Source organism: Sphaerotilus sp., from assembly GCF_041083715.1.
Lineage (GTDB): Bacteria > Pseudomonadota > Gammaproteobacteria > Burkholderiales > Burkholderiaceae_C > Sphaerotilus.
Map to the genome: position 1 here is coordinate 1 of NZ_JBFPGY010000009.1, position 4,440 is coordinate 4,440.

Here is a 4,440-nt window from a genome sequence, read left to right on the forward strand (position 1 = left end):
ATTCGCCGACGAGCTGCGCCAGCCGCTCGCGCACCTCGTCGTCCGACGCGGTCGAGCGTGCAGCGGCCCAGTCGAGCAGCGCCTGCACGTCCTGCCCGCGGTCGTCGAGCCGCGCGATGCGCAGCCGCTCGAAGCGCGTCGGCAGCGTCGCGTCGGCATCCGCCAGCAGCTCCTCGTAGAGCTTCTCGCCCGGCCGCAGCCCGCTGAAGGCGATCGGGATCTCGGCCAGCGTGTGGCCGCTCAGCCGGATCAGGTCCCGCGCCAGATCGACGATCCTCACCGGCTCGCCCATGTCGAGCACGAACACCTGCCCGCCTTCGCCGATCGCGGCGGCCTGCACCACCAGCCGCGCGGCTTCGGGGATCGTCATGAAGAAGCGTGTGATGTCCGGATGCGTCACTGTCACCGGGCCGCCGCGGGCGATCTGCGCCTTGAACTTGGGGATCACGCTGCCCGACGAGCCCAGCACGTTGCCGAAGCGCACCGCCATGAAGCGCGTGCGCCCACCCGCGGCGGCCACTTGCGCGGCGAGCTGGGAGATCACCATCTCGGCGGCGCGCTTGGTTGCGCCCATCACGTTGGTCGGGTTGACCGCCTTGTCGGTGGAGATCAGCACGAAGCGCTCGGCACCCGCCGCCGCCGCCGCGCTGGCCGCCCGCCACGTGCCCAGCGTGTTGTTGCGCACTGCGGCGAAGGCGTTGTCGTCCTCCATCAGCGGCACGTGCTTGTAGGCGGCGGCGTGGAACACCACCTGCGGCCGCACGCGGGCGAAGGTCACGCGCAGGTGCTCCGGGTCGCGCACGTCGCCGACCAGCCGCACCAGCGGGAGGTGCGGAAACGCCTCGGTCAGCTCCTGCTCGATGCGGTAGAGCGCGAACTCGCTCAGCTCGTACAGCACCAGCCGCAGCGGCCCGTAGCGCGCCACCTGCCGGCACAGCTCCGAGCCGATCGAGCCGCCCGCGCCGGTGATCAGCACCACCTTGCCGGACAGGCACTCGCTGATCCCCCCCTCGTCCAGCTGCACCGGGGCGCGGCCGAGCAGGTCCTCGGGCTCGATCTCGCGCACCTGCGCCACGGCCTGTCCCTCGCGCAGCTCGGCGGTGGTCGGCACGGTGACGACGGGCAGGCCGGTCGCCGCGGCGAGGTCGAGCGCGCGGCGGCGGCGCTCCGGCGCGGCCGAGGGCATCGCGACGATGACGTGGGTGATGCCGTGCACCTCGGCCCAGCGCGCTACGCTGTCGAGCGGACCCAGCACTGGCACGTTGCCGACGCGGGCATCGTGCTTGCGGGGGTCGTCGTCGAGCAGACCGACCACGACCCAGCCGTGGTGCTGGATGCCGGCGATCAGCAGCTTGGCCGCGTCGCCCGCACCCAGGACAAGGGCCCGGCGTGTCTCGTGCATCGAGCCGGAGATCCGCCCGCGCATGTGTTCGTAGAGCATCCGGTAGCCGATGCGCACCATCGCCAGCCCCATCAGCGAGATCACCGGATGCAGCCCCAGCACCGCACGCGGCACCTGCACCAGCTGCGCCATCAGCACGCCCACCGCGGTCACCATGCCCGCGATGCCGCAGGCGATCGTCAGCCGCTGGATCTCGCCGAAGCCCGAGAAGCGCCACATGCCCTTGGGCACCTTGAGCAGCATGAACACGCCCAGGTAGACCGCGATCACCCCGGCCAGCACCCAGCCGTCGTAGTCCGGGCGCGCGTTCTGCCAGCGCTCGAAGCCGAGGCGGAACAGGTAGGTGATGTTCCAGCAGGCGGCGATGATCACCGCGTCGATGGCGAGCGCCAGCGCTTCGCGGTGCGGGCGGATGCGGGTGAGGAGGGTGTCGAGGTGGTGCCAGGTCATCGCGCAATGATCGCCCAGACGGTGCGACCGATCAGCACCAGGTCGGTACCGAGGCCCGACCGGTCCACATAACGCGCCTGCAGCGCCAGCTTGGCTGGCAGGATCACTTCGCGGTAGGTGCGCTCGGGATCGCTGCTCTGCGCGAGCAGGGTGCTCTCGTCGCGGTACTCGATCGAGGCGAAATCGGTGATGCCGGGCCGCACCGACAGCACCTTCTCGCGCAGATCGGCCGGGTAGAGCGCCACATAGCGCGGCACCTCCGGACGCGGGCCGACCAGGCTCATCGTGCCTTCGAACACGTCGAACAGCTGCGCCAGTTCGTCCAGCTTGGTGCGCCGCAGGACGGCACCGACGCGGGTGATGCGGGCATCTGCGCCGACGGTGAGCTGCGGGCCGCGGTCGGCGGGGTTGTGCGCCATCGTGCGGAACTTGTGGATGCGGAACGCGCGCCCGAAGCGGCCCACGCGCACCTGCCGGTAGAACACCGGGCCGGGCGAGTCGAGCTTGATCGCCAGCGCCACCAACGCCAGCGGCAGTGCGAGCACGGCCAGGCCGAGGCCGGACAGCAGCAGGTCGAGCAGGCGTTTGGCCATCGGTCGATCAGCGTGTGGTGCGTGCGACGGGCTTCAGCCGCGCAGCGCCTGCCGCAGCGCCGCGGCCACGCGCCGCACGTCGTCCTCGGTCATGCGCGTGTAGAGTGGCACGCTCAGCATCCGCTCGTAGGCGCGCTGGCTGTGCGGGAAATCGCTGGCCTGCAAGTCGTAGCGTTCGCGCCAGTACGGGTGCTGGTGCAGCGGGATGTAGTGGACGCTGCAGCCGATGCCCGCCGCGTAGAGCGCCTCGATCAGCGCGTCGCGGCCGATCGGCGCGTCGTCGGTCAGGCGCAGCACGTAGAGGTGCCACGAGTGCAGGTCCCCGCCGGCCGGCTGCGGCGGCAGGATCAGCGGCAGGTCGGCCAGCAGTTCGTCGTACAGCGCCGCGAGCTGGGCGCGCTGTTGCTGGAAGCCCTGCGCGCGCCGCAACTGGTGGATGCCCATCGCGGCGGCGATGTCGGTCAGGTTGTACTTGAATCCCGGCGCCACGATCTCGTAGTACCAGCTCGGCACCTTGGCGGTGAAGCGGTCGAAGGCATCGCGGTTGATGCCGTGCAGGCGCATCACCTTCATGCGCGCGGCCAGCGCCGGGTCGCGGGTCACCGCCATGCCACCCTCGCCGGTGGTGATGGTCTTGTTGGCGTAGAAGCTGAACACGGTCACGTCGCTGTCCAGCGTGCCCACCAGCCGGCCGCCGTGCGTGGTCGGCAGTGCGTGGGCGGCGTCCTCGACCACCTTCAGGCCGTGGCGGCGCGCGATCGCGAGCACGGCGTCCATGTCCACGGCCATGCCGGCGTAATGCACCGGGAGGATGGCTTTGGTGCGCGAGGTGATCGCGGCCTCGATCGCGGCGGGGTCGATGTTCATCGTCGCCGGATCGATGTCCACCAGCCGCACGTCCGCGCCCAGGTAGCGCACGACCTCGGCCGTGGCGGTGAAGGTGTGCGTCGTCGTGATGACCTCGTCGCCGGGGCCGATGCCGAGCGCTTCCAGCGCCAGGTGCAGCCCGGCGGTGGCGGAGTTGACGGCGATCGCCTCGATGCCCGGCGCGCCCAGGAAGGCGGCGAAGTCCTGCTCGAAGCGGCGCGCCTTGGGGCCGGTGGTGACCCAGCCGGACTTCAGCGTGTCGATGACCTCGGCGATCTCCTCGTCGCCGATCTCGGGCAGGGCGAAGGGGAGGAAGGGCAGGGCGGGTGCGGCGGGCACGGCGGGAGCGGTCATGGGGATCATTCGGTGGGGAGCAGCAGCGGGGATGCTAAACCAAGGCCTGGTCCTGTCCGGATCCGGCAAGATCACGCCCATGCGCCACGATGCCGATGAAAACCCCTGCCTGACCTGCGGCGCCTGCTGCGCGGCGTTCCGCGTGTCCTTCTACTGGGGGGAAGCCGAAGCGCGTGGCCTGCCCGAGGCGCTGACCGAGCCGGTGCAGCGCTGGTTTGCCTGCATGGCCGGGACCAACCAGGTGCCCCCGCGCTGCGTGGCGCTGCTGGGCGAGGTGGGTGGCCCGGTCGCCTGCACCGCCTATGCGCAGCGGCCTACGCCTTGCCGCGAAGTCGAGGCAGGCGACGACAAGTGCCAGCAGGCGCGGGCGCTGCACGGGCTGGCGCCGCTCGCACCCACCAACCCGCTGGACTAGCCGGCGTCTGCACGCGCCTGAAAGGCCTGGCGTGATGCCGTGATCGCCTCCTGGTGCTGCTCGGCCCAGAGCCACACGCCGCAGAAGGCTGCGCCCAGTGTCGTGCCCCGTTCGGTCAGCGCGTACTCGACGCGGGGCGGCACGACCGGATGGACGGTGCGCAGCACGAGGCCGTCGGCTTCCATCTGGCGCAGCGTCTTGGTCAGCATTTTCTGGCTCACCCCCTCGACGAGTTCCCCGAGGCGCGTGAAGCGCAGGCACCCGTGTTCCGCGAGCCGCTCCAGGACGATCATCGTCCACTTGTCGGCCACCCGGCCGATGATGTCCCGGACGAGCCTTTCCAGCTCCGGGTCGGCAGG

At 71.0% G+C, this 4,440-nt stretch carries 5 protein-coding genes; 1 reads left to right on the forward strand and 4 read right to left on the reverse strand.

The genetic code is table 11. The annotated features are described in order from the left end of the window. The 3 genes from AB3X43_RS00290 to AB3X43_RS00300 all read right to left on the reverse strand — a co-directional run. On the reverse strand, positions 1–1,852 hold a 1,852-nt coding region (locus AB3X43_RS00290; protein ID WP_369427903.1), incomplete at its 3' end, for a polysaccharide biosynthesis protein. After that, on the reverse strand, positions 1,849–2,445 hold the full coding sequence (locus tag AB3X43_RS00295) for a sugar transferase (RefSeq protein ID WP_369427904.1): 597 nt from the start codon (positions 2,443–2,445) through the stop codon (positions 1,849–1,851). The genes AB3X43_RS00290 and AB3X43_RS00295, both read right to left, overlap by 4 nt. 33 nt (positions 2,446–2,478) lie before the next feature. Next, a complete protein-coding gene (locus tag AB3X43_RS00300; RefSeq protein ID WP_369427905.1) occupies positions 2,479–3,666 on the reverse strand; it encodes a DegT/DnrJ/EryC1/StrS family aminotransferase in 1,188 nt (395 codons plus the stop codon). Positions 3,667–3,697: 31 nt separating this feature from the next. Here AB3X43_RS00300 and AB3X43_RS00305 point away from each other — a divergent pair, with 31 nt between their 5' ends. Next, positions 3,698–4,081 carry a YkgJ family cysteine cluster protein gene (locus AB3X43_RS00305; protein WP_369427906.1) on the forward strand — a complete coding sequence of 128 codons (384 nt, stop codon included), beginning with the start codon at positions 3,698–3,700 and terminating at the stop codon, positions 4,079–4,081. Here the strand turns inward: AB3X43_RS00305 and AB3X43_RS00310 are convergent. Next, positions 4,078–4,440 (reverse strand): winged helix-turn-helix transcriptional regulator (locus AB3X43_RS00310; RefSeq protein WP_369427907.1); only part of this gene is annotated, 363 nt, incomplete at its 5' end. The genes AB3X43_RS00305 and AB3X43_RS00310 overlap by 4 nt on opposite strands.

Bases quoted from the DNA above. Each gene is read 5' to 3' on its own strand.
- AB3X43_RS00295 (WP_369427904.1), bottom strand. From the start codon at position 2,445: ATGGCCAAACGCCTGCTCGACCTGCTGCTGTCCGGCCTCGGCCTGGCC.
- AB3X43_RS00300 (WP_369427905.1), bottom strand. From the start codon at position 3,666: ATGACCGCTCCCGCCGTGCCCGCCGCACCCGCCCTGCCCTTCCTCCCC.
- AB3X43_RS00305 (WP_369427906.1), top strand. From the start codon at position 3,698: ATGCTAAACCAAGGCCTGGTCCTGTCCGGATCCGGCAAGATCACGCCC.